This window comes from Achromobacter veterisilvae (genome assembly GCF_037619525.1).
GTDB lineage: Bacteria > Pseudomonadota > Gammaproteobacteria > Burkholderiales > Burkholderiaceae_B > Achromobacter > Achromobacter veterisilvae.
The window spans coordinates 4,034,589-4,055,233 of sequence record NZ_CP148753.1 but is presented as its reverse complement, the minus strand read 5'-3'; the positions used below and the strand labels follow the sequence as shown (position 1 = coordinate 4,055,233).

General features: G+C 69.7%; 21 protein-coding genes. 6 read left to right on the top strand and 15 right to left on the bottom strand.

From position 1 onward, the window contains the following. Positions 1 to 4: 4 nt before the first annotated feature. On the top strand, positions 5 to 499 hold the full coding sequence (locus WHX56_RS18855) for an Ohr family peroxiredoxin (protein WP_129238884.1): 495 nt from the start codon (positions 5 to 7) through the stop codon (positions 497 to 499). Here WHX56_RS18855 and WHX56_RS18850 read toward each other — a convergent pair. The 7 genes from WHX56_RS18850 to araD form a co-directional block, all read right to left on the bottom strand. Next, on the bottom strand, positions 496 to 1,515 hold the full coding sequence (locus tag WHX56_RS18850; RefSeq protein ID WP_338878629.1) for a LysR family transcriptional regulator: 1,020 nt from the start codon (positions 1,513 to 1,515) through the stop codon (positions 496 to 498). The genes WHX56_RS18855 and WHX56_RS18850 overlap by 4 nt on opposite strands. 602 nt (positions 1,516 to 2,117) lie before the next feature. Next, positions 2,118 to 2,423: a cupin domain-containing protein gene (locus tag WHX56_RS18845; protein ID WP_422393665.1), complete on the bottom strand. Its 306-nt coding sequence runs from the start codon at positions 2,421 to 2,423 to the stop codon at positions 2,118 to 2,120. Beyond that, positions 2,329 to 2,637, bottom strand: coding sequence for a hypothetical protein (locus tag WHX56_RS30490; RefSeq protein ID WP_422393605.1), 309 nt, complete (start codon positions 2,635 to 2,637; stop codon positions 2,329 to 2,331). The genes WHX56_RS18845 and WHX56_RS30490 overlap by 95 nt, the downstream gene beginning before the upstream one ends. Positions 2,638 to 2,673: 36 nt before the next feature. Beyond that, positions 2,674 to 3,549 carry an RNA polymerase sigma-70 factor gene (locus tag WHX56_RS18840; RefSeq protein WP_129238887.1) on the bottom strand — a complete coding sequence of 292 codons (876 nt, stop codon included), beginning with the start codon at positions 3,547 to 3,549 and terminating at the stop codon, positions 2,674 to 2,676. A 157-nt stretch (positions 3,550 to 3,706) separates the two neighbouring features. Beyond that, entirely contained in the window at positions 3,707 to 4,696 is a 990-nt protein-coding gene (locus WHX56_RS18835; protein WP_338878628.1) for a tripartite tricarboxylate transporter substrate binding protein, read from the bottom strand. 57 nt (positions 4,697 to 4,753) lie between these two features. Then, complete coding sequence (locus tag WHX56_RS18830) at positions 4,754 to 5,464, bottom strand: ribonuclease activity regulator RraA (RefSeq protein WP_338881800.1); 711 nt, start codon at positions 5,462 to 5,464, stop codon at positions 4,754 to 4,756. A 31-nt stretch (positions 5,465 to 5,495) separates the two neighbouring features. Beyond that, positions 5,496 to 7,226: an L-arabinonate dehydratase gene (gene araD, locus WHX56_RS18825; RefSeq protein WP_338878627.1), complete on the bottom strand. Its 1,731-nt coding sequence runs from the start codon at positions 7,224 to 7,226 to the stop codon at positions 5,496 to 5,498. A 128-nt stretch (positions 7,227 to 7,354) separates the two neighbouring features. Between araD and WHX56_RS18820 the strand changes: the two genes are divergently transcribed. Both WHX56_RS18820 and WHX56_RS18815 read left to right on the top strand, forming a co-directional pair. Next, the gene (locus tag WHX56_RS18820) at positions 7,355 to 8,044 is read left to right on the top strand and encodes a GntR family transcriptional regulator (protein WP_287751423.1); all 690 of its coding nucleotides are present in this window, start codon (positions 7,355 to 7,357) and stop codon (positions 8,042 to 8,044) included. A gap of 112 nt (positions 8,045 to 8,156) precedes the next feature. After that, a complete protein-coding gene (locus WHX56_RS18815) occupies positions 8,157 to 8,723 on the top strand; it encodes a surface-adhesin E family protein (RefSeq protein WP_338878626.1) in 567 nt (188 codons plus the stop codon). A gap of 7 nt (positions 8,724 to 8,730) precedes the next feature. On the opposite strand, the gene WHX56_RS18810 is transcribed toward WHX56_RS18815, so the two are convergent. From WHX56_RS18810 to WHX56_RS18790, 5 genes are read right to left on the bottom strand one after another with little or no spacing between them, the layout of a single operon-like run. Then, positions 8,731 to 9,564: an ABC transporter permease gene (locus WHX56_RS18810; RefSeq protein ID WP_422393604.1), complete on the bottom strand. Its 834-nt coding sequence runs from the start codon at positions 9,562 to 9,564 to the stop codon at positions 8,731 to 8,733. Then, positions 9,561 to 10,751, bottom strand: coding sequence for an ABC transporter substrate-binding protein (locus tag WHX56_RS18805; protein ID WP_338878625.1), 1,191 nt, complete (start codon positions 10,749 to 10,751; stop codon positions 9,561 to 9,563). Before WHX56_RS18805 ends, WHX56_RS18810 begins: the two co-directional genes overlap by 4 nt. Positions 10,752 to 10,795: 44 nt before the next feature. Next, positions 10,796 to 11,593, bottom strand: a complete 798-nt coding sequence (locus WHX56_RS18800; protein WP_287751419.1) for an ABC transporter ATP-binding protein — start codon at positions 11,591 to 11,593, stop codon at positions 10,796 to 10,798. Further along, entirely contained in the window at positions 11,590 to 12,720 is a 1,131-nt protein-coding gene (locus WHX56_RS18795; RefSeq protein ID WP_338878624.1) for an acyl-CoA dehydrogenase family protein, read from the bottom strand. The genes WHX56_RS18800 and WHX56_RS18795 overlap by 4 nt, the downstream gene beginning before the upstream one ends. Beyond that, complete coding sequence (locus tag WHX56_RS18790) at positions 12,717 to 13,274, bottom strand: carboxymuconolactone decarboxylase family protein (protein ID WP_129238894.1); 558 nt, start codon at positions 13,272 to 13,274, stop codon at positions 12,717 to 12,719. The genes WHX56_RS18795 and WHX56_RS18790 overlap by 4 nt, the downstream gene beginning before the upstream one ends. A 125-nt stretch (positions 13,275 to 13,399) precedes the next feature. On the opposite strand from WHX56_RS18790, the gene WHX56_RS18785 reads away from it, so the two are divergent. Continuing rightward, positions 13,400 to 14,371 carry an AraC family transcriptional regulator gene (locus WHX56_RS18785; RefSeq protein WP_338878623.1) on the top strand — a complete coding sequence of 324 codons (972 nt, stop codon included), beginning with the start codon at positions 13,400 to 13,402 and terminating at the stop codon, positions 14,369 to 14,371. Positions 14,372 to 14,379: 8 nt separating this feature from the next. On the opposite strand, the gene WHX56_RS18780 is transcribed toward WHX56_RS18785, so the two are convergent. Beyond that, the gene (locus WHX56_RS18780) at positions 14,380 to 15,672 is read right to left on the bottom strand and encodes an O-acetylhomoserine aminocarboxypropyltransferase/cysteine synthase family protein (protein WP_129238895.1); all 1,293 of its coding nucleotides are present in this window, start codon (positions 15,670 to 15,672) and stop codon (positions 14,380 to 14,382) included. A 36-nt stretch (positions 15,673 to 15,708) separates the two neighbouring features. After that, positions 15,709 to 16,848, bottom strand: a complete 1,140-nt coding sequence (locus tag WHX56_RS18775; RefSeq protein WP_338878622.1) for an aminotransferase class V-fold PLP-dependent enzyme — start codon at positions 16,846 to 16,848, stop codon at positions 15,709 to 15,711. A gap of 176 nt (positions 16,849 to 17,024) precedes the next feature. Here WHX56_RS18775 and WHX56_RS18770 point away from each other — a divergent pair, with 176 nt between their 5' ends. Beyond that, the gene (locus WHX56_RS18770) at positions 17,025 to 18,047 is read left to right on the top strand and encodes an amino acid ABC transporter substrate-binding protein (protein ID WP_129238897.1); all 1,023 of its coding nucleotides are present in this window, start codon (positions 17,025 to 17,027) and stop codon (positions 18,045 to 18,047) included. Between the two features lies 1 nt (position 18,048). After that, a complete protein-coding gene (locus tag WHX56_RS18765) occupies positions 18,049 to 20,205 on the top strand; it encodes an ABC transporter permease subunit (protein ID WP_338878621.1) in 2,157 nt (718 codons plus the stop codon). A gap of 12 nt (positions 20,206 to 20,217) precedes the next feature. Here the strand turns inward: WHX56_RS18765 and ubiT are convergent, their stop codons facing one another. Beyond that, complete coding sequence (gene ubiT / locus WHX56_RS18760; protein WP_422393664.1) at positions 20,218 to 20,643, bottom strand: ubiquinone anaerobic biosynthesis accessory factor UbiT; 426 nt, start codon at positions 20,641 to 20,643, stop codon at positions 20,218 to 20,220. Positions 20,644 to 20,645: the final 2 nt, after the last annotated feature.

The window sequence follows — 20,645 nt, the reverse complement described above, 5'->3', positions numbered from 1 at the left end:
ACTCATGAGCAAACTGCAACCTCCTCCCCTGACCCTGCTGGACAAGTACCGCGGGGAAGAATTCCAGCCCTTGTATACCGCCACCGTGACCGTGCAGGGAGGCGAAGCCGCGCATGGCCGGGCCTCGGGCATCGCGCGCTCCGACGACGGCGCGCTGCAGGTCGACCTGCGGCTGCCGCCCGAACTCGGCGGCCCCGGCGGCGGCAGCAACCCCGAACAGCTCTTCGCGGCCGGCTACGCCGCCTGCTTCCACGGCGCGCTTTGCCTTCTTGCGGCCAAGGCCGGCCTGGCGATTCCCGACGCCACGGTGAAGGCGGCCGTCACGTTCGGGCGCGACCCCGTGGACGGCCTGTACGCCCTGGCCGCGCACATCACGATCCGCCTGCCCGGGCTGGACCGGCCGGTGGCCGAGGAACTGGTGCGCAACACCGAGCGGCTGTGCCCCTATTCCAAGATGGCGCGGCAAGGCATACACAGCGTGGTCGTGCTGACGGTCTAGCGGTTCTTCAGCAACTGGCTGTCCAGGCTCTGCAGGTCCAGCGCGCGGATGCGCGCGGTCATGTAGTCGATGAACACGCGGATGCGCCCCGGCAGGTGCTGGCGGCTCAGATAGCAAAGGTAGTGGCCGCGGTCGTCGGGCGAATATTGCGGCAGGCAGGCCACCAGCGTGCCGGCGCGCAGGTGCTCGCTGATCTGGTAGCCGGCCATCTGCGCGATGCCCTCGCCGTCGAGCACCGCCTGCAGGACCAGGTCGGCATCGTTGAAGGCCAGCATGGCCGGCGGCGCGAACTTGCGCATGTGCCCGCCCACCTTGAACTCCCATTCGTACACGCGCCCCGACGCCAGCCGGAAATTCACGCAGCGGTGCCCGGCCAGGTCCTCGATTTCCCGCGGCAGCGGGTGGGCGGCGGCGTAGGCGGGCGATGCGCACAGCAGCATCTGCATGGGAATGAGCTGCTTGGCGATCACCTGGCTGTCCTCCATCCGGCCGTTGCGGAACGACACGTCGATCCGGTCCTTGGTGAAGTCGGTGGACGCGTCGTCCAGCATGAGTTCCACCGATATGTCCGGATAGGCGTCCCGGAATCCCTTCAGCAGCGGCGCGACGATCTTGCGCCCGAAGCCCACCGTCGAGCACACCCGCAGTTGGCCGGAAGGCGGCCCCTGGCGCAATTCGCGCATATCGTCCAGCGCCTGCACGATGCGTTCGACGCCCGGGAAGCAATTCTCATAGAAGCGTTCGCCCTCGCGGGTCAGCGACGTGCTGCGGGTGGTGCGCACGAAGAGCCGGATGCCCAGTTGGTCTTCCAGTTTCTGCACGCTGCGGCTGACGGCGGAACGGCCGATGCCCAGGCGATCGCCGGCCTTGGCGAAATTGCCTTCGGACGCGACGGCGATAAAGGCCACGACGCCGGCATAGCTCGTGGCGAAGCTGTCCGCCAGCGAATCGGCGCCCGTTCCCGGGGCGGCAAGGGGGTCGGCGGCAGCGTCGGCGGGGGATTTTTTGGTGTCCATATCCCTAAGACGCGCCAGCCGTCCGTTTTGTGACGCCGAGCGGGAAGTAGGATGGGTGGAGCGCGAGAGTTCTTAAGAAAGAACTCAAGTATCCAGCGCGCGCAACCCATGCTGCCGCAATCGATTGGACTGACGTCGGTAGATATCCCACCCGGCGTGCTTGCCCGGGTGTCTGACACCCGAGGAGACAAGGCTTCGGCTTGCACCGACGTTTCAGGGGTGTCAGACACCTGCACCGTCACCCAAATCCTCCCCGGGTGTCTGACACCCGAGGAGACAACGCTTCGGCTTGCACCGGCGTTTCAGGGGTGTCAGACACCTGCACCGTCACCCAAATCCTCCCCGGGTGTCTGACACCCGAGGAGACAAGCTTCAGCTTGCACCGGCGTTTCAGGGGTGTCAGACACCTGCACCGTCACCCAAATCCTCCCCGGGTGTCTGACACCCGAGGAGACAAGCTTCAGCTTGCACCGGCGTTTCAGGGGTGTCAGACACCTGCGTTGTTTTCCGGCCGGTGCCGGGCATTGTCTGCCCACGGCCGCATGGGTTTCGCGCGCTGGATACTTGAGTTCTTTCTTAAGAATTCTCGCGCTCCACCCATCCTACAGCGCTGGTAGCACCGCCGGAGCGCCCTGCTTCTTGATCAGCAGGACCAGGAACCTGGCCGGTTCGGTCTGGCTGGCGTTGCGTCCGACGGTATGGACGTCGTTCGGGCCTTCGTAGAAAGTCTGGCCGGGGTTGAGCGTCACTTCCTTGCCGCCCCGCAATTGCATCACGATACTGCCTTGCAGGACGTAGATGAAACTGTCCGCATCATGCCGGTGGACCGGATCGGCCGCGCCCGGCGGGTAGTCCACCGTGATCATGAGCACGTCCTTCCCGGCGATGTCGGGCAGGTCCCGGGTCATCAGTTCGGTCACGATGGGGTCGGCCGGCTTGCCGGCATGCGCCGCCGCGTGCGGCGGCGCGGCAAACGCCAGCGGGCCCGCCAGCGCGCCGGCGGCGGCGAAGGGCAGCCCCTTTCCTATGATCTTGAACATGGCCTTTTCCTCGATGGTGAGTGGAAACAGGCCCATGGTAGGAAACCCGGCGGCGCCCCGGTAGATGCCCGCGCGGGATCACGATGTTGTCCGCGCGGCACCAATGCGCGGCCGCGGCTCAGCCTTCGAACCTGGCCGCCACGCGCGCCAGCTTGTCCGGGTTGCGCTGCACCAGCACGCGGACGATGCGTTCGCCGTCGGTTTCGTAGGATTGCACCGATTCCAGCTTGCCCTCGATGAAGCGCAGCAGCGTCCACTGCCCGTTCACCAGCGCCACCTCCACCCGCAGATCGTCCCCATACCGCCTCTTGCCCGCATAGAACAGTTGCGCCAGCCGCTTGCCGCCCACCAGGCTGGCGAAGCTGGGCACCTTGCCGCCGCCATCGCCGATCAATTCGGCGTTGTCGTTGAGCAAGGCATGCAGGCCATGGAAGTCGCCCCGCCGCATCGCGTCGGCGAAGCCCTCCATCAGGCGATGGTGCGTTTCGCGGGGCACGGCATGGCGGGGAGTCTCCTGCCGCAACTGCTGCTTGGCGCGCCGCACCAACTGGCGACAGGCGGCCTCGGTCTTGCCCAGGGTGCGCGCGACGTCCTCGTAATCCTCGTCGAACACCTCGCGCATCAGGAACGCGGCGCGGGCCTCGGGCGACAGCCGCTCCAGCATGAACAGGAAGGCCACCGAAACGTCATCGGCGAATTCGCGGATTTCCTCGGGCGTGGCCGGCGCCGGCATCAGCACGGGTTCGGGCAGCCAGATGCCCACGTAGCTCTCCCGCTGCGCCTTGGCCGCGCGCAGGCGGTCGATGGACAGGCGCGTGGCCACCGTCACCAGCCAGGCTTCGGGATTGTCCAGCGCCGCGGGGTCCGCTTCGTGCCAGCGCAGCCACGTGTCCTGCACCACGTCCTCGGCCTCCGCGACGGCGCCCAGCATCCGGTAGGCGATCGCGTGCAGGCGCGCGCGATGGCGGTTGAACAGGCTGGTGGAGTCGGTCATGGGCGAACGCCCGCGCCAGGGCATGAAATGATCGGAGACGCGCGTTATTTTGCGGCCTCCCCCCGAAAACGGCAAGCGCCCCGGCCCGCCCGCGGCGATCGCGCCGCACACGGACACGGGGACGAGCGCCAGGCCGGTGGCCGCCCCCTCCCGCCGGTCATTCCACCGTCGCGCCCGACCGCTTCACGACTTCCGCCCAACGCGGGATTTCAGTCGCCATCAGGTCGCGCAGTTGATCCGGCGTGCTGCCGACCAGTTCCATCCCCATGGCCTTGCCCAGCTTCTCCTGCACGTCCGGCTCTTTCAGGATCAGCGCGATCTCCTGGGCCAGCCTGTCCAGGATGGGCTTGGGCGTGCCCTTGGGCGCGTACACCGCCTGCCAGGAGGCCATCTGGAAACCCGGCACGCCGGCCTCCTGCATGGTCGGCACCTCGGGCGCCAGCGCGATGCGGTCCTTGGTGGTGACGGCCAGCAGCTTGAGCTTGCCCGTCTGCAGCAGCGGCAGCGCCGCCGTCATCTGGTCGAACATGAAGGTCACCGCGCCCGAGGACACGTCCACCATCGCGGGCGGCGTGCCCTTGTACGGCACGTGCGTGAGCGGCACGCCGATCATGCCCGAAAAGAGTTCGCCGGCCAGGTGCGTCGAGGTGCCGGCGCCCGAGGACGCGAAGGTGCGCTTGCTCGGGTCGCGCTTGAGCAGCGCGATGAGGTCTGCCACCGAATTCACGCCCAGGTTCGGATCCACCAGCAGCACGTTGGGCAGGTAGGCGATCAGCGATACCGGCTCGAAGTCCTTGACCGGGTCGTACTTCAGGTTCTTGTACAGGCTGGCGTTGATGGCGTGCGTGCTGATGGTGCCGCCGAACAGCGTATAGCCGTCGGGCGGCGCCTTGGCGACATAGGTGGCGCCGATGCCGCCGGCCGCGCCGGGCTTGTTCTCCACGACCACGTTCTGGTGCAGGCGGTCGCCCAGCTTCTGGGCCAGCACCCGGCCCACCACGTCGGTCGAACCGCCGACGGTGAACGGCACCACATAGGAAATCGGTTTCTGCGCGGGCCAGTCGGCCGCGCGGGCGGGCAATGCCAGCGTGCCCAGCATGGCGCCGGCCAGCAGCGCGGCCAGCGCGCCGCGTCGTTGCGTATTCATGATTGTCTCCTGCCTCTGGTTATCGGTCTGGGATGCCGGCGGCGCCGGCGGCAAGGCTCAGCGGCCCTGTTCTTTGCGCCATGCGGCGAATTTGTCCTTGGTGCCCGGATCGGTGGGCGGGTACAGGCCGAGGATGGACGCGCCCTGCCGCACCTGGTCGGTCACGAAATCCTCGAAGGCGGTCATTTCGACGGCCTCGGCCGCGATCTCGTCGGCCAGGTGCGCCGGGATCACCCCGACGCCCTCGCGGTCGCCCACCACGATGTCCCCGGGGAACACGGCCACGTCGCCGCAGCCGATGGGCGCATTGATGTCCAGCGCCTGGTGCAGGGTCAGGTTGGTCGGCGCCGACGGGCGCTGGTGGTAGGCGGCGAAGCCCAGCTCGGCGATCTCGGGCGAATCGCGAAAGCCCCCGTCCGTCACCACGCCGGCCGCGCCGCGCTTCATGAGGCGCGTCACCAGGATGGAGCCGGCCGACGCCGCCCGCGCGTCCTTGCGGCTGTCCATGACCAGCACCGCGCCTTCCGGGCAGGTCTCGACCGCGACGCGCTGCGGATGCGAGCGGTCTTCGAATACCTTGATGGTGTTCAGGTCCTCGCGCGCGGGGATGTACCGCAGGGTGAAGGCCGGGCCCACCATATTGGGCAGCGAGGCGTTCAGCGGACGCACGTCCTGGATGAACTGGTTGCGCAGGCCGCGCTTGAACAAGGCGGTGCACAGGGTGGCGGTGCTGACGCCGGCCAGCCTGGCGCGGGTTTCGGGATGCATTGGGGACACGATGGCTCCGGAGTGTGGGGGTTCAGAAAATCTCAGGTTCGGGCACGGGCGCGCCGAATCCGGTTTCCAGGAAGTCGAAATCGCAGCCGTCGTTGGCCTGGAGGATGTGCCGGGAATACATCCAGCCGTAGCCGCGCTCGTAGCGCCTGGGCGGCGGCGTCCAGGCGGCGCGCCGGGCCGCCAGTTCTTCGTCGCTGACATTCAGGTGGATGCTGCGGGCCGGCACGTCCACGGTGATCAGGTCGCCCGTCTTGACCAGCGCCAGCGGGCCGCCGATATAGGCCTCGGGCGCGGCGTGCAGGATGCAGGCGCCGTAGCTGGTGCCGCTCATGCGGGCGTCCGACAGGCGCAGCATGTCGCGCACGCCCTGCTTCACCAATTTGGTGGGAATGGGCAGCATGCCCCATTCGGGCATGCCCGGGCCGCCCTGCGGACCGGCGTTGCGCAGGATCATGATGTGGTCGGCGGTGACGTCCAGGTTCTCGTCGTCGACCGCCGCCTTCATGCTGGGATAGTCGTCGAACACCAGCGCGGGCCCGGTGTGCCGCAGGTATTGCGGCGCGCAGGCGCTGGGCTTGATGACGCAGCCGTCCGGCGCGATATTGCCGCGCAGCACGGCCAGCGCGCCCTCATCATAGATGGCGGTTTCCAGCGTGCGGATCACGTCGTCGTTGTAGACCTCGGCGCCGGCGATGTTCTCGCCCAGCGTCCTGCCGGTGACCGTCATGGCGGACGGATCCAGGTGGCCGCGCAGGCGCGACATCAGCGCCGGCAGGCCGCCCGCATAGTAGAAGTCCTCCATCAGGTAGGTATCGCCGCTGGGCCGGATGTTGGCGATCACGGGCACCTTGCGGCTGGCGGCGTCGAAGTCGTCCAGGCCGACGGCGCAGCCCGCGCGCCGCGACATGGCGACCAGGTGCACGATGGCGTTGGTGGAGCACCCCATGGCCATGGCGACGTTGATGGCGTTCTTGAAGGACGCGAGGCTCAGGATGCGCCGCGGCGTCAGGTCTTCCCAGACCATCTCCACCGCGCGCCGCCCGCATTCGGCCGACATGCGCATGTGGTTGACGTCCGCCGCGGGGATCGAGGACGCGCCCGGCAGGGTCATGCCGATGGTCTCGGCGATGGCGGTCATGGTGCTGGCCGTGCCCATGGTCATGCAGGTGCCGTAGCTGCGCGCGATGCCGCCCTCCACTTCGGTCCATTGTTCCTGCGTGATCTTGCCGGCGCGCCGCTCGTCCCAGAGCTTCCAGGCGTCCGAGCCGGAACCCAGGATCCGGCCTTTCCAGTTGCCGCGCAGCATGGGGCCGGCGGGCACGTAGATACAGGGCAGCCCGGCGCTGATCGCGCCCATGATGAGTCCGGGCGTGGTCTTGTCGCAGCCGCCCATCAGGACCGCGCCGTCCACCGGGTGGCTGCGCAGCAGCTCCTCGGTCTCCATGGCGAGGAAATTGCGGTACAGCATGGTGGTCGGCTTGACGAAGGATTCCGACACCGAAATGGCGGGCAGTTCCACCGGGAAGCCGCCCGCCTGGAACACGCCGCGCTTGACGTCCTCCACTCGCTGCTTGAAATGGCTGTGGCAGGGATTCAGGTCGGACCAGGTGTTGACGATGGCGATGATGGGGCGGCCCGCCCAATCGTCGGGGCCGTAGCCCATTTGCATCATGCGGGAACGGTGGCCGAAGGAGCGCAGGTCGTCCTTGGCCATCCAGGCGGCGCTGCGCAGGCTTTCGTAGGAACGTTTCATAGGGGCAAGGCGGAAAACGGAATGGCGACGAAGCCATTTAAACACTAATATATTAGTGCGTCAGCTAGGTGAAAACCCGCTACACTTGGGCTTCCCCGTTTCCGTGACCCTGCCCTTCGCGCCCCCCGATGCCCAGCCCAAAGCTCCGATTGGACCGCTCGCGCCACGCGGCGCCGCAGGTGTTCGAACACCTGCGCGAACAGATCGTCTCCCTGGAACTCGCCCCCGGCGCGCCGCTGTCGCGCGTGACGCTGGCCGACGCCTACGGCCTGAGCCAGACCCCCATCCGGGATGCCCTGATGCGGTTGGCGGAAGAAGCCCTGGTCGAGATCTATCCCCAGCACACGACGGTGGTCAGCCGCATCGACATCGCGGCGGCCCGCGAGGCGCATTTCCTGCGCCGCTCGCTCGAACTGGAAATCGTCCGGATGCTGGCGCAGCGGCCCGACCCGGCGCTGTTCCAGCGGCTGCAGGCCAGCATCGACCTGCAACGCGCCAGCCACGCCGGCGGCCAGTACCAGCAGTTCATCGATGCCGACCAGGCGTTCCACCGCGACATGCACGACGCCGCCGGCGTGACCCGCCTGTGGGAACTGGAACAGCGCTACAGCGGCCACCTGGACCGCCTGCGCCGGCTGCACCTGCCGGAAGCCGGCAAGGCCGAGCGCATCCTGGACGATCACCAGCGCCTGCTGGACGCCATCGTCGCCCAGGATGCCGCGCGGGCACAGCAAGTGCTGCGCGAACATCTTTCGGGCACGCTCAGCCAGGTGGCCGAGATCTGCAAGCGGTATCCTGAGTACGTACAGGCCGCGTAGGCCAAAAAGAGGCGCTCAAACGCGCCGCCCGCCGGTATGATCGAGGACACCCCGTGGCGGCGGGAGGGCCCGCCGGGCCGTGGCCCGCCGCTTACCGAACGGAACGTTCCCCATGATCGCAAGGCACGCAAGCTCCCGACTCGCCCTCGCCGCGCTGGTCGCGGCCGCATGGGGCTCCGCCGCCCCGGCCGCCCAGCCCGGCGCGTGCGAGACCATCACGGTGCGCGAAGGCGATCCGGTGCCGGCCAACGCCTGCGCGGTGAACGTGGTGCCGCGGGACCCGGGGCCGGCGGGCATGCTGTTCGGCGGCCCGGAATGGGTGCCGCTGGATCCGCAGGCCATGCCGGGCGTGTTCTATGACAGCGCTTCGATCAAGCCCCTGTCCGAACGCCCCGCCGTGATGGCCGTGACCGTGGCCTGGTTCTATGCCCAGCCCCGGATCTCCGAGGCCAACGGACAGTCCTACCGTTCCGTGACCCAGCCGGTCACGATGAACTGCTCGGCGAACACCTATACCGTTTACCGCACCCTGCACTACGCCGGGGAAAACGCCACCGGCTCGATCGTGGAATCCCCGCCCACGGCCGGCATCCACGACGCGCCGATCGCGCACGATCCCGTGCAGCGCAAACTGCGCGGCCTGGTCTGCCCCGCGGGCGGCAAAAGCACGCGCAAGTAAGGCCGGCCTACCCCCGCCAATAGCGGTACAGCGCCCGCGCCGCGGCGTCCAGCAGAAAGCCCAGCACGCCGATCATCAGCACCATCGCCATCAGCTCCGAATACGCCAGGCGGTCGCGGGTATCCAGGATGAAGTAGCCCATTCCCGCCGACACCCCCAGCATCTCGCAGGGCACCAGCACGATCCACAGGATCCCGATCGCCAGGCGCACGCCCGTCAGGATATGGCCCAGCACCCCCGGCAGGATGACGCTGCGCAGCGTCTCCCAGCGGGTCGCGGCCACGCTTTGGGCCAACAGCAGCCAGCGCGGGTCCAGTTGCTGCACGCCCGCCGCCGTGTTCAGCACGATGGGCCAGACGGCCGCGAAGGCCAGCAGGAAGTAGACCGGGTCGTCGCCCACGCCAAAGACCATCACGGCTATCGGCATCCACGACAAAGGCGAAATCATCCGCAGGAACTGCATGGCCGGCGAGACCGCGGCCTCGAGCCGCCGGTAGCTGCCGATGGCCAGCCCCAGCGGCACGCCGATGGCCAGCGCGAAGCCCAGGCCCACGGCGACGCGTCGCAGGCTGACCAGGATGTGCGCGGGCAGGTCGGACCCCGTCAGCAGTTCGCCCAGGCTGACGAAGGTGGCGCCCGGGGAAAACCGCCGCGCCATGCCGCCCGCGGGCGACAGGACGTCCGTGCCCAGCCACCACAGCGCCAGCAGCGCGGCCAAGCCGCCGGCGCCCAGCGCGCAGCGCGCGGCCAGGCCCTGGCCGCCGCGCTTGCGGCCCTCCGCCGGGTCCTGCGCGGCGGCCAATCCGGCCGGCGTACCGGCGGCGGACTCCCGGGCCGTCACGCCTGCACCAGCTCGGTCCGGGTGTACTGGTCGGGAAAGCCGAAACGGCTCAGGCCGCCCGCCGATTCGATGGCGCGCCTGACGTAGCGGTCGTCGACCAGTTCAGAGGCGGCGCGGGCCGGATCCAGGCCCGCCAGAAAGCCGCGGTCCGCCTCGATCAGCGTATCGCGCAGGCGGCGCACCAGTTCCTCGGTGTAGCTCGGGAAGGGATACGGCTGGAAGTCGATGCGGCGTTCGTCCCAGTCCGCATGCCGGATGGCGCCGCTGGCCAGATATTGCTCGCGATCCGCGGGCGGCGGCGCCAGCACCTTGGACAGCGCGGGCAAGGCGTGCGGCGTGTAGCGGTTGATGCCTTCCTTGGACAGCAGCCGCGCCGTCTCGGCCCGGTTCTCGCGTATCCACAACTGGGCCTGCACGATGGCGTCCACCACCTTCTGCGACCACTGCGGACGCTGTTCCAGGTCGCGCTCGTGCATGAACACCACGCAGCAGGCGTGGTTGCGCCAGACATCGCCCGTGAAGCGCAGCACCTTGCCCACGCCCTGGGTCTCGGCCACCGCGTTGAACGGCTCGGCCACGATGTAGCCGGCGATGCGGTTCTGCGCCAGCGCGGGCGGCATGTCGGCCGGCGCCATGACGACCAGGTTCACCTCGCCCGCGCCCACCGTGCCGTCCTTGCGGGACACGGGCGCCAGGCCGTTTTCGCGCAGCAGGTATTGCAGTACGACGTTGTGGATGGAATACCAGAACGGAATCGCGACCGTTTTGCCGCCCAGGTCCTTGACGCTATTGATGGCCGGCGCCACGGTCAGGCCCGAGCCGCCCACGTGGTTCCAGGCCACCACTTTGGCGGGCACCTGACTGCCGAACCGCGCCCATACCGTCATGGGCGACAGCAGGTGCACCACGTTCACCTGCCCGGAGATGAAGGCTTCTATCACCTGCGCCCAACTGCGCAGCAGCGTGGGTTTTTCCGCCTTGACCCCGGCCTTCTCGAACAGGCCGTTGTTGTGCGCCACCAGCAGCGGCGCGGCATCGGTGATGGGCAGGTAGCCGATGCGCACCGGCGCGTCGGGTTCGCTCTGCGCGCGGGCGTTGAACGCCGACAGCAGGGAGGCGGCGCCGCCGGCCGTCAGCAGGGCCGAGAGTTTCAACCAGTCGCGACGCGACATGTGTTCAAGGCACATCGAAGAACTCCTTGTAGGGACTGCCCGCGGCGCGGGCCCCCGGGTCAGGCAAGCGCGGCTTCGCCGCGGACGGCCCGCAGCGCGGTGCGCAGGCGGGTAAGGATTTCCAGGCGCAGCGCGCCCATTTCCGGCAACAGGTCGGCGCGGGGCTGCGGCAGGTCCACCCGCCACACGCCCAGGATGCGGCCGGGCGCGCCGCCCAGCAGCACGATGCGGTCGGCCAGCACCAGCGCTTCGTCGATATCGTGCGTGATCAATACGGCGGCGGTATCGAAATCGGCCACCACCTTGCGCAGCAGCGCCTGCATCTCGCCGCGCGTCACCTCGTCCAGCGCGCCGAAAGGTTCGTCCAGCAGCAGCACGGAAGGCTGGCGCGCCAGGCAGCGGGCCAGGGCCGCGCGCTGCGCCATGCCGCCCGACAATTGCGCGGGACGCAGTTGCCGGGCGTGCGACAGGCCCACCTCGTCGATGGCCTGGTCCACCCGCGCGCGGCGCTGCGCATCCGTCAGCGCCGGCTGGTGCTTGAAATCCAGGCCGAAAGCCACATTGCGTTCCAGCGACAGCCAGGGCAGCAGGCTCGGATCCTGGAAGGCCACGGCCACGCGGGGATGCACGCCCGTCAGCGGCGCGCCTTCCATCAGCAGCGTGCCGGCGCTGGCGGACTGCAAGCCGGCCAGCACGCGCAGCAGGCTGGACTTGCCGGCGCCGCTTGCGCCCAGCACGGCCACCACCTCGCCGCGCGCCAGATCCAGGTCCACGCCCTGGAACACCGCGCCGGCCGCCCCCGGGTAGCTGAGCGCCAGGCCCCGGGCCCGCAGCACCGGTTGCGGGGCCGTCGTCATGCGGCGGCTCCGGCCGCGAGCCTGGCCTGCCTTTTGGCCAGCTCGGTCTTCAATTGCACCAGGCTGGGCGTGACGATGGGCAGGAAGGCCGCCTCGCGCCAGCGCCGGGCGAAGCCCGCGCCGGCCGGCCGCAGGTAGGCCGCGCCGCCGCTGGCCTGCAATTCCAGTTGCACCGCCTGGTTGGCGGCGTCGGCCAGGGCGATGCGGATCTCGAACAGGGCCCAGGGTTCGGCCACGAAGCGTCCGTTGCGCACCCCCTCGATCAGGCTGTCGGACAGCGCGCCGACCTGCGCCCGCAAGGCTTCCAGCGGCGCGCCCAGGATCCCGCGCGACGCCTGGCCCTGCCCCGCCTGCGCCGCGGCCAGCAAGGCGCGGCGCGCCAGGCCGATGGACAGGCCGCATTGCAGGCCCGCGAAGGCCGGCCTTGCTTGCGGCAGGTACTCGCGGGCATCGGGATGGATCAGCCATTCGGGGCCGATGCGCACGCCGCGCACGTCCAGGGCCGCGGTGTTGCTCGACTGCAGCGCCAGCAAGGACAGGTCCGGGCTGCGCACCAGCCCGGCGATGTCGTGCGGCAGCGCGACCACGGCCGGCGTGCCGTCGGGCGCCGTGACCGCGGCGGCGACCAGGAAGCCCTGCACCCGCAGGTTCGTCACCCAGGGCATGCGGCCGTCCAGCACCCACTGGCCGTCCTCCGCTTCCCGCGCGCCGATCTGCAGGGACTCGATCCCGCTCAGGAACTTCATGGCGTTCGACAGCGCGGTCGCGCCCGCCTGTTCGCCACCCAGCAAGGGCGCCAGCCAGGCATCGGCCAGCGCGGTATTCGGGCTGCGCAGCAGGTATTCGATGAAGACGCGCTGGCCCCAGGCCACGAACGCGCTGGCGACCGACAGTTCCGCCACCTGCGACACCGCTTCGATGGCGTCGCCGATGTCGGTGCCGGGCAGGCCGCCCCGCGCTTCGGGCACGCCCTGGCGGAACACGCCCGCCGCGGCCAGCCGGGGCAATACCGTGGCGGCGTCCAGGCTGCCGTCGTCCAGCGCGTCGGCGTGCTGCTCCAGCCACGCGCGCAGGTCTTGCGGCAGCAGGCCGCGCCCGGCTTCGACGCTTGCGGATTGCGGCGTCATTGCGCGCCGCTCCAGGCGTAGTCGCTCAATTGCTCGTTCAGCGGCGTCTGCGCCAGGTTGTTGCCGAAATTGCAGATGGTGGCCAGCCCCACGCCCACGATGACTTCGAGCGCGTTGCCGTCGGTGTAGCCCGCGCCGCGCAGGGCCTGGAGGGCCTCGTCGCTGACACGGCCGCGCGTCTGGATCACGGCTTCGGTGAAGGCGGCCAGGGCCTGCAGGCGTTCGTCCGGCAGCGCGCCTTGGGCGCGCAGCGCGTCCACCACTTCGGGCGACAGCCTGGCCTTGTTGCGCGCCAGCGCCGTGTGGCCCGCCACGCAGAAGGTGCAGCCGTGGCGCGTGCCGGCCACCAGTTGCACCACCTCGCGCTCTTGCAGGGTCAGCCCGGCGCGCGCGTTGATCTGCGACAGGGTCTGGTAGGCCTCCAGCGCCACCGGCGCGTTGGCCAGCACCCCCAGCAGGTTGGACAGGTACCCCGCGCCCTGCTCGGCGGCGGCCAGCGCCGCGCGCGTGGGTTCGGGAGCGCTTTGCGCGGTATGGACGGGCAAACGGGCCATGTGAGTCTCCTGACGGCTATCGTTGAAAGCCTCATTGTGCTTGCGCCGGGCCGCAAGCGACAATGCATGAAGATCGCAACTTGATGCTAGATCTTATCGACTTTCAGCTATGCGCTTATAACCAGATGCGTTCCGAAACCCTACCCTTGAACTGCTCCGGTCCATGGACCGTATCAGCCGCCGACCAGGCCGCGGTCGACGCCCTGCTGCTGTCCAGCCTGGAGGTGCAATCCAGCTTGTATCACCTTGGGCAGTATTGCGGCAATTGGTCGGCCAGCACCAGCGGGCGCGCGCGGTCCAGCTTCCATCTGATCCTGCACGGCGGCTGCCTGGTCGACGTGGGCGAAGGGCGCGAAACCCTGACGCTGGCCGCGGGCGACGGCATCTTCTTCCTGCGCGACATTCCCCATGCGCTGACGCCGCTGGACCCGCCCGCCGCCGAAGGCGCGCAAGGCGCGCCGATGCAGCCTCTCCTGCCGCGCCAGGCCGACAGCACCGGCCTGGCCTGCGGCTTCTTCCAGTTCCGGCCCGGGCTCGCCGACCTGCTGGCCGACACGCTGCCCGATTACCTGGTGCTGCGCGCCAGCGACGAACGCTTCCGCACGGCGCGCGGCGTGTTCGAACTGATCCTGGGCGAGACCGCCCGCGATCCGGGCGCGTCCTCCGTCGTGCTGGAACGGCTGACCGACCTGCTTATCTTTTTCATGCTGCGCCATCTGGCCATCCACGACCGCCAGGCCTACGGCCTGTTCGTGCTGGCCCGCGATCCGGCCATGGCCGGCCTGCTGCAGGCCATCCTGGCCGAACCCGCCAGGCCCTGGAGCATGCAGGACATGGCCGACCGGGTGCACATGTCGAAGGCCACCTTTCACCGGCGCTTTACGCTGCATGGCGGGACCACGCCCGCGCAATTGCTGCAATTGCTGCGCATGCGCGTGGCGCGGCGCCACCTGAGCCAGGGCATGGGCATCCAGGACGCCGCCGAGCGCGTCGGCTACCGATCGCAGGCGGCGTTCAGCCGCGTGTTCCAGCGCACGGAAGGGGTGGCGCCTTCCGCGCTGCGCAGGCACCGCCCCGCCCTCGCGGGCGGCGAGTAGTCCTCGGGCTAGACCTGGGCCAGCGCCTGGTCCAGGTCGGCCAGCAGGTCGTCGATGTGCTCGATGCCGATGGACAGGCGCACCGTTTCCTCGCGCACGCCCGCCTTTTGCAGCTCTTCGGGATTGAGCTGGCGGTGGGTGGTGGACGCGGGGTGCGTGGCCAGCGACTTGGCGTCGCCGATGTTGACCAGGCGGGTGAAGAGCTGCAGCGCGTCCTGGAAGCGCGCGCCGGCCTCGCGGCCGCCCTTCACGCCGAACGTGAACAGGCCCGGCGCCTTGCCGCCCAGGTACTTCTGCGCCAGCGCGTGGTCCGGATGGTCCGGCAGGCCTGCGTAGTTGACCCACTCCACCTTCGGGTGTTCGCGCAGGTAGTTGGCGACCTTCACCGCGTTCTCGACGATGCGGTCCACGCGCAGCGCCAGGGTTTCGATGCCTTGCAGGATCTGGAACGAGTTGAACGGCGAGATGGCGGCGCCGGTATTGCGCAGCGGCACCACGCGGGCGCGGCCGATGTAGGCGGCCGGGCCGAAGGCTTCGGTGTAGACCACGCCGTGGTAGCTGACGTCCGGTTCGTTCAGGCGCTTGAAGCGGGCCTTGTGCTCGGCCCAGGGGAACTTGCCCGAGTCGATGATGGCGCCGCCCAGGCTGGTGCCGTGGCCGCCCAGGTACTTGGTCAGCGATTGCACCACGATGTCGGCGCCGTGTTCGATGGGGCGCAGCAGGTACGGCGACGGCACAGTGTTGTCGACGATCAGCGGCAGGCCGTGGCGGTGCGCCAGTTCGGCCAGGGCGGCGATATCGGTGATGTTGCCCAGCGGGTTGCCGACGGATTCGGCGAAGATGGCCTTGGTGCGCTCGTCGATCTGCGCTTCGAAGGCGGCCAGGTCGGAGGGCTGGGCGAAGCGCGTGGCGATGCCGTACTGCGGCAGCGTGTGCGCGAACAGGTTGTAGGTGCCGCCGTACAGCGTGCTGGAGGACACGATGTTGTCGCCGGCCTCGGCGATGGTCAGGATGGCGTAGGTCACCGCGGCCTGGCCCGAGGCCAGCGCCAGCGCGGCGATGCCGCCTTCCAGGGCCGCGACGCGCTGCTCCAGCACGTCGGTGGTGGGGTTCATGATGCGGGTATAGATGTTGCCCGGCACCTTCAGGTCGAACAGGTCCGCGCCGTGCTGCGTGTCGTCGAACGCATAGGCGACGGTCTGGTAGATCGGCACGGCCACGGCGCGCGTGGTGGGATCGGGACGGTAGCCGCCATGCACGGCAATGGTTTCAAGCCGCCAGGGCTGCTTCGGGTCGGTCATGTGTCTCTCCAGGAGATGCGTTATCAGAAATTCCGGTCAGGCCGCGAACGCGCGCGCCGCGCGCAGGATGCGGTCGATATCGGCATGGTTGTTATAGGCGCCGACGGACAGGCGCACGTAACCATACTCCACAATGCTGGCCACCACGCCCTCCCGGGCCAGGTGGGCAAGCGCGAGCGCGGGGTCCGCCACCTTCAGCGCCGTCGTCGTGCTGCGCGACGCCGCGCCGGGCGGCGACACCACCTGCGCGCCGAGCGCGCGCAATCCCTCGCCCAGCGCCTGCGACAGCTCCAGCACCCAGGGTTCGATGCGTTCCGGGCCGGCCTCTTCGATCAGGTCCAGCGCGCCCGCCCAGCCGGCGATGCCGGGATAATTCAGGTTGCCCGTCTCCAGCCGGCGCGCGTCGCCCGCGTCCGACACGCCCACCTGCCATTGCGGCCCGGACTTGTCCAGGGTGGTCACGCCCGACGGCCCCACGTACAGCGGGTCCAGCGCGTCCAGCAGCCCGGGCGATACGTGCAGCAGGCCCACGCCCAGCGGCCCCAGCATGCCTTTGTGCGCGCCGCAGGCGAAGGCGTCCACGCGCCATTCGTCGACCCGGGCGCGCAACAGGCCCGCGCCCTGGATGCCGTCGACGACCAGCCAGATGCCGCGCTCCGCGCAGCGGCGCCCGAGTTCCGCGATGTCGGTGCGGAAACCCGTGCCGTACTGCACCCAGGACACCGCGATCAGGCGCGTGCGGGCGTCCACGAGGCGCCAGAGATCGTCCACTTCATAGCGGTGCGCGTCGGCGCGCGCCACGCGAACCTCCACGCCGCGGCGGCGCAGGTTCAGCCAGGGCAAGGCATTGGTCGGATGTTCCTGGTCGTCCACGATCAGGTTGTCGCCTTCCCGCCAGGCCAGGCCCTGGGCAACCGTGTTGAGTCCTTCGGTGGTGTTCTTGGTGAAGGCGAGCCGGCGCGCGTCTCCGCCGATCAGCCGGGCCAGCCGCAGGCGCAGCGCGTCGGCGTCGCGCAGCCATTGCGGCTTGTCGCTGCGGGCGTAGGTAATGCCGTCGAAGAAATCCGCCACCGCCCCGGCCACCCTGGGCGACAGCGGGCTGGTGTAGGCGATGTTGGCGTAGGCCTTGTCGCGCGTGATGGGAAACCACTGCCTGAATTCATCCTGCCAGCTCATGCGCAACCTTCGACCTCGTTCATCGGACTGTATGGGGATGACGGCATTCTAGGTATATGACGGAAATCTGGATAAGGCTTAGTTCTTATATTGATATGACAATATAGTCGCTCGGAAAAGCGGGCCCGGCCCCTAGAATTCATGCCTTTCTTGCATACGACAAATACGGGAACGGCATGCGTTTGACTCATCTACTCAAGGCCGCGGGCGCGGCCGCTGCGCTGGCCGCCGCCAGCGTCTCCCATGCGGGCACGGTGGACACGATCAAGAAGCGGGGCGAGCTGGTCTGCGGCGTCAGCCAGGGATCGGCGGGCCTGTCCATCGCCGACAAACAGGGCCGCTGGACCGGCCTGGACGCGGACCTGTGCCGCGCGCTGGCCGCCGCCGTGCTGGGCGACCCGGCCAAGACGCGCTTCGTTCCGCTCAGTTCGCAGCAGCGCTTCCCCGCGCTGCAATCCGGCGAGGTCGACGTGCTCAACCGCAACACCACGATCACGTCCGGCCGCGACGCGGGCCTGGGCATCGTGTCCGCGGGCATCGTGTTCTACGACGGCCAGGGCTTCCTGGTGCCGCGCAAGCTGGGCGTGAAGAGCGCCACCGAGCTGGACGGCGCGCAGGTCTGCGTGCAGCCCGGCACGGTCAACGAACAGAACCTGGTCGATTACTTCAAGAAGCACAAGCTCAACTACCGCCCGGTCGTCATCGAGAACCTGGTGGAACTGGAGCAGGCCTTCTACGCCGGTCGCTGCGACGTCTACCTGTCCGACGCGTCCACCCTGGCCGCCAGCCGCGCCGCGCGCGCGAGCCAGCCCGACGACTTCGTCATCCTACCCGAACGGATCAACAAGTCGCCGCTGGGCCCCTTCGTGCGGCAGGACGATCCCAACTGGACCGCCATCGTGCGCTGGACGGTGAACGCGCTGGTCGCCGCTGAAGAACTGGGCGTCACCGCCGCGAACGCCGACAGCCAGGCGCAGAGCACCGACGCCCAGGTGCGCCGCCTGCTGGGCGTGGATCCCGGCATCGGCAAGAGCTTCGGCCTGGACGAAGGCTGGGCCCGCAACGCCATCAAGGCGGTGGGCAACTACGGCGAAATCTGGGAGCGCAATCTGGGCGCCGCCACGCCGTTGAAACTGGAGCGCGGCCTGAACGCACAATGGAACCAGGGCGGCCTGCTGTATTCGCCGCCGTTCCAGTGACATGACGGCGGCGGCAGTCCCCTTCCCGGCGCCCGGCCCCTGGCGGCGCTGGCTGTCCACGGCGGCCTGGTGCCTGGCGCTGGGCGGCATGGCCGCCGTCCTGCTGCTGCACATCGAGTCCGTGCAGACGGCGCGCGGCATCCAGGGCGGATTCGGTTTCCTGTTCCAGCCGGCGGGCTTTCGCATTTCGGAAAGCCTGCTCGGCGTCACGCCCGACGATCCCTATTGGATGTCGATCGCCGCCGGCCTCGTCAACACCCTGACGGTGGCGCTCGTGGCGATTCCGCTGGCGACCGCGCTGGGACTGGGCCTGGGTCTGCTGGGCCTGTCGTCCCATCCGCTGGCCGCGCGCTGCGCGGCCCTCGTCATAGCGCCGCTGCGCAACACGCCTGTGCTGTTGCAGCTATTCGTCTGGTACGGCCTGCTGCTGCGCCTGCCGGACTTGCGGCAGGCCTGGTCGCCGCTGCCTTCCGTACTGCTCTCGAACCGCGGGCTGGCCCTGCCGGCCGTGCACGGCTGGCTGCCTTACGCGGCCGCGGCCCTGGCGGCGCTGGCGCTGGGCTGGCGCGCCCGGCGCCGCTGGGGCAACGCCGCGTGGTACGGCGCGCTGGCCGCGGCCCTCGCGGCCTGGGCCCTGCTGCCCGCCATGCAGGTGGACCTGCCCGTCCGGCGCGGCCTGGGACTCCAGGGCGGCTGGCAGCCCAGCATCGAATTCGCGGCCTTGACGATAGGCCTCGTGGTCTTTCACGCGGCCTACATCGCCGACATCGTGCGCGCCTCCGTGCGCGCCGTGCCGGTCGGCCTGGTCGAGGCCGGCCAGGCCCTGGGGCTGACGCCCCGCCGCGTGCTGCGGCTGGTGATCGCGCCCTACGCCGCCCGGGTCGCGCTGCCGCCCTACGCCAACCAGTGCCTGGCCCTGGTGAAGAACAGCACGTTGGCGATCGCCATCGGCTACCAGGAACTGATGGCCGTCATCAACACCGTCATCACGCAAACCGGGCTGGCGCTGGAGGGCATCGCGCTGGCGGTGGCGGTCTACCTGGCATTGGCGCTGGGCCTGGGCGGCGGCCTGTCCGCCTGGAACGCCCGCCACACCCGCCACGGCCCCGGCGACACCCACGGCGCGCGCCTGGGCGACCGCCCCTTGTCCGCGGCCGCCCCGGACGCGCGGCCATGGCGCCGGAGACTGGTCTCGGCCATGTTCGCCATCGCGCTGGCCGCGGCGGGATGGGCCTTGCTGGACTGGGCCGTGCTGCGCGCGGTCTGGCTGGGCGATCCGGCCGCCTGCGCGGATGCCGCGGGCGCCTGCTGGGCCGCCGTGGGAGAGAATCTGCCGCTGCTGCTGTTCGGCACCATGGCCGAGGCGGACCGCGCGCCGGCGCTGGCCGCCTGCGCGGCGTTGCTGGCGGGCGTCGCCTTGACGCTGGGCGCCGGCCGCCTGCCCGCCCGCGCCCGCGCGGCGCTGCTGGCCGCCCTGCTCGCCGCCGTGGCCTGCGCGCTGTCGGGCTGGCCCTGGGGCGGCGCGGCGATCGGCCCGCAACGCTGGGGCGGGCTGCTGGTCACGCTGATACTGGCCATCGCCGCGCTGGGCGCCGCGGTGCCGCTCGCCTTCGCGCTGGCCTTGCTGCGGCGCTCCGGCAGCCGCGCCGGATCGCTGGCCGCGGCCGGACTGATCGAAGCCGCGCGCGGCGTGCCGCTGGTGACCCAGTTGCTGTTCGCGTCCTTCGTGCTGCCCATGCTGCTGGGCGGCGGCGTGTCGAAATTCAGCATGGCGCTGGCCGCGCTGACGCTGCACACCGCCTGCCTGCTCGCGGAAGTGCTGCGCGGCGCGCTGCAAGCCATCCCGCCCGGGCAGATGATGGCGGCGCGCGCCCTGGGCATGGGGCCGGCCGCGGCCCATGCCTACGTCATCTGGCCGCAGGCCCGCCGCATCGCCGCGCCGGCGGCGCTGGGCGTGTTCGTGGGCGCGGTCAAGGATACTTCCCTGGTCAGCATCATCGGCGTGTTCGACGTGCTGGGCGCGGCCAAGGCGGTCGTCGCCGGCACCGCCTGGCGGCCCTACCACGTGGAGGTCTACCTGGCGGTGGCCCTGCTGTACTTCGCGGCCAGCCTCGTCCTGTCGCTGGCCGCGCGCAGGATGGAACGGGTGGGCGCGTAGCCGCCGGGTCCGCTAGCGCCCTGCCCCGCTCAGTCTTTGCAGCCAGGCCGGCCGGGGCGACGCGTCCAGCCAGTTCTTGACGATCAGCCCCAGCTCCGTGTCGCCCGCGATGCGCAGGCGGCGCTGGAAGAACAAGGTATCGGCATCGGTTTCCGCGCGCATCAGCGCCAGGAAATCGGCCAGCTTCGCGCCCAGCTCCAGTTCCGCCGGCGCGCCGTCCCAGACCGTGCGGAACGCGCCCTGCTTCACCGTGAAGCAGTTGCGCAGGCCCAGGTCCTCGACGGTGATGGCGAAGCTGCGGCCTTCCAGTTCGGCCGGCGGCGACAGCCACTTCAGCCGGCGCGCCAGCTCCAGCCCGGCGACGAAGTGCAGCGACACCAGCGGCGTCGGCAGGCGCCGGCCGATCCGGGCAAAAACGGCGGGCATTTCGATGGACATGC

Coding starts and splice junctions, on each gene's coding strand:
- WHX56_RS18795 (WP_338878624.1), bottom strand. CDS start 12,720: ATGACGCCGCAATCCGCAAGCGTCGAAGCCGGGCGCGGCCTGCTGCCG.
- WHX56_RS18845 (WP_422393665.1), bottom strand. CDS start 2,423: ATGACCCGGGACCTGCCCGACATCGCCGGGAAGGACGTGCTCATGATC.
- WHX56_RS18775 (WP_338878622.1), bottom strand. CDS start 16,848: ATGAGCTGGCAGGATGAATTCAGGCAGTGGTTTCCCATCACGCGCGAC.
- WHX56_RS18805 (WP_338878625.1), bottom strand. CDS start 10,751: ATGTGCCTTGAACACATGTCGCGTCGCGACTGGTTGAAACTCTCGGCC.
- ubiT (WP_422393664.1), bottom strand. CDS start 20,643: ATGTCCATCGAAATGCCCGCCGTTTTTGCCCGGATCGGCCGGCGCCTG.
- WHX56_RS18815 (WP_338878626.1), top strand. CDS start 8,157: ATGATCGCAAGGCACGCAAGCTCCCGACTCGCCCTCGCCGCGCTGGTC.
- WHX56_RS18830 (WP_338881800.1), bottom strand. CDS start 5,464: ATGCATCCCGAAACCCGCGCCAGGCTGGCCGGCGTCAGCACCGCCACC.
- WHX56_RS18840 (WP_129238887.1), bottom strand. CDS start 3,549: ATGACCGACTCCACCAGCCTGTTCAACCGCCATCGCGCGCGCCTGCAC.
- WHX56_RS18790 (WP_129238894.1), bottom strand. CDS start 13,274: ATGGCCCGTTTGCCCGTCCATACCGCGCAAAGCGCTCCCGAACCCACG.
- WHX56_RS18770 (WP_129238897.1), top strand. CDS start 17,025: ATGCGTTTGACTCATCTACTCAAGGCCGCGGGCGCGGCCGCTGCGCTG.
- WHX56_RS18765 (WP_338878621.1), top strand. CDS start 18,049: ATGACGGCGGCGGCAGTCCCCTTCCCGGCGCCCGGCCCCTGGCGGCGC.
- WHX56_RS18785 (WP_338878623.1), top strand. CDS start 13,400: ATGCGTTCCGAAACCCTACCCTTGAACTGCTCCGGTCCATGGACCGTA.
- WHX56_RS18780 (WP_129238895.1), bottom strand. CDS start 15,672: ATGACCGACCCGAAGCAGCCCTGGCGGCTTGAAACCATTGCCGTGCAT.
- WHX56_RS18835 (WP_338878628.1), bottom strand. CDS start 4,696: ATGAATACGCAACGACGCGGCGCGCTGGCCGCGCTGCTGGCCGGCGCC.
- WHX56_RS18855 (WP_129238884.1), top strand. CDS start 5: ATGAGCAAACTGCAACCTCCTCCCCTGACCCTGCTGGACAAGTACCGC.
- WHX56_RS18800 (WP_287751419.1), bottom strand. CDS start 11,593: ATGACGACGGCCCCGCAACCGGTGCTGCGGGCCCGGGGCCTGGCGCTC.
- WHX56_RS18850 (WP_338878629.1), bottom strand. CDS start 1,515: ATGGACACCAAAAAATCCCCCGCCGACGCTGCCGCCGACCCCCTTGCC.
- WHX56_RS18820 (WP_287751423.1), top strand. CDS start 7,355: ATGCCCAGCCCAAAGCTCCGATTGGACCGCTCGCGCCACGCGGCGCCG.
- araD (WP_338878627.1), bottom strand. CDS start 7,226: ATGAAACGTTCCTACGAAAGCCTGCGCAGCGCCGCCTGGATGGCCAAG.